Annotated in this window: 1 protein-coding gene; it reads right to left on the bottom strand. The window is 42.4% G+C overall.

Annotation, left to right across the window (positions count from 1 at the left end; genetic code table 11):
• Window positions 1-180: 180 nt before the first annotated feature.
• Complete coding sequence (locus DP116_RS27970) at window positions 181-1,251, bottom strand: photosynthetic reaction center family protein (RefSeq protein WP_169158215.1); 1,071 nt, start codon at window positions 1,249-1,251, stop codon at window positions 181-183.
• Window positions 1,252-2,168 lie beyond the last annotated feature (917 nt).

The raw sequence follows: 2,168 nt of genomic DNA, 5'->3' as shown, positions 1-2,168 counted from the left end.
TGAAAATGTTTCATAATAAAAAATTACTATTGCAATTTTAAATATAGTTATAATTTTTTAAAAACCACTATATTAATTGCACTTATCAAATTTAGCAACCTTGTAATGTACTCATGACAAAAAACAGAGCATAGGACATATGGTACAAAACCAATGCCCTGTGCCCTGGAGGAGAACTCTTTAACTGACTGGAATAGGTTCACTACCAGATAGAATTATTGGGAAATGATGGGTGTTAGGAGCATGCATTGCTTGCAGTCCAAGAGTCGCTCGATTGAGCAAATCTGCTTCTGTTGTGATCACTGCGCCTCGACTATCTAAGAGGGAATGATTGAAGTTGAATCCATTTAGGTTAAACGCCATCACGCATACACCCAACGCAGCAAACCATATACCGACTGTTGGTAAAGCAGCTAAAAGCAGATGGAATGCACGATGATTTTGACTACTAAAAGAGGGTATCAGCAAACGACCCAGAAAACCATAGTGACCAGCCAAAAAGCTGTAGGTAACTTTCGCTTGACCAAATTTATACCCTGCTTCTGGAGGTTCATTTTCGTTAGTTCGCCTAAGAAGTGTTGAGGTGACCAATGAACCGTGCAAAGAACTCAAAAGTGCACCGCCAAAGACTCCTGCAACCCCCAACATATGGAAGGGATGCATCAGGATATTGTGGTTTGCTTGGAATGCCATCATAAAATGGAAAGTGCCTGCAATACCCAAAGGAAGTCCATCAGAAAAACTACCTTGACCAATAGGATAAATCAGTAAAACTGCTGTTGCTGCCATAGCAGGTGCAGAGAAAGCAACAGCAATCCAAGGACGCGAACCGAGGCGATAGCTTAATTCCCAAAGTCGTCCGAGGTAACACCAAATCCCAATGAGAAAATGCAGTACAATTAACTGATAAGGACCGCCGTTGTAGAGCCACTCATCGAGAGAAGCAGCTTCCCAAATTGGATATAAATGCAAACCAATAGCGGCAGAAGTTGGTACCACAGCAGCTGTGATTAAATTGTTGCCATCCTTCAGAGAACCCATGACTGGCTCTCTAATGCCTTCCATATCTACACCAGGAGCGATAAGATAAGCCAGGATGAAGCAAGTGACGGCAACAAGCAGAGTGGGAATCATGAGGACACCAAACCAGCCGATGTAGAGACGATTTTCAGTACTGGTTATCCACGCGCAAAAAAGATGCCACAGTCTGGAGAAATCGAATTCTTTTCGACGCCGAACAGTGGTATTCATTGTATCTCCGTCCTATTTGAAGAGAATACTCGGGATTCTGACAAAAAGATTCTGAAATTCCAGAACTCACAATTGTATTTTTCAGAACGTTTTTTTAGGGTTGAAATGTTAAATTTAGCAGTCTGAACGCGTTTTCTGTTGCGGAGGTTACAGATTACCCCTTCGGGGTTCGCCAGTCGCTCATGGGGGAAACCACGCCACATGCTACAAGTCGGCAGAGCCGCCCAACGCAGTGGCTCCCCAAGACCACGCTGGCTCACTAAATTTCAGAATTTGTCCGAGTATTTTAATTATAGAACAAGACAGTTCAGTTAAGCCTAAAATCGGTTAAATGATAGAATGGGCAAGGGTTTGACTGAAGCGATCGCCCGGCGCTGTGACTGTTGTAGTAGTGCAATGTTTGGCAACAAACCGCACTGATACCAATTCTCAATGAAAATGCGCTTAATATTTATGAAACTAGACGCGCATATGAAACTAGACGCGCAGCAGTTCGGGGATCGCAGTCTTGGACGCCACTTCCTAATAGTCCACCAAGCAAACTGGGAAAACTCTTGCCTGCCTCAGCTACGAAATGAGTTTTTAAACTGAAGCTAAATCTAGTTCCACATTTGAGGTAAATTGTAGCTTGGGCTGTAACTCAATAGACAACTCCGAAATCTAAAAATTTTGTGGGAAAAGAAGATAAAATGAGCTTTTTTACCAGAAAAACATGACTAACATAGTAGAGTACATAGACAAGAACTTAGAAGAAACGCTGCGCTTAGTTGGTCTCAAATATAACCAGTAACAGCAATGAATCCAAAATGCACAAGTTCTGCACAATCAGAAGTTAACAGAGATGGAAGAACGAAAAATTAGAATTATAGTGGGTGAGATGAAAACCCTGTGGCTTTAGCCCAGGGACGCCACATGCC

Origin of the sequence: Brasilonema bromeliae SPC951 (assembly GCF_012912135.1) — a bacterium.
Lineage (GTDB): Bacteria > Cyanobacteriota > Cyanobacteriia > Cyanobacteriales > Nostocaceae > Brasilonema > Brasilonema bromeliae.
Note: the sequence above shows the minus strand (reverse complement) of the source record. Positions and strands in the feature narration are given on the sequence as shown.

Excerpts from the sequence above, each read along its gene's own strand:
- DP116_RS27970 (WP_169158215.1), bottom strand. The coding sequence starts at position 1,251 with ATGAATACCACTGTTCGGCGTCGAAAAGAATTCGATTTCTCCAGACTG.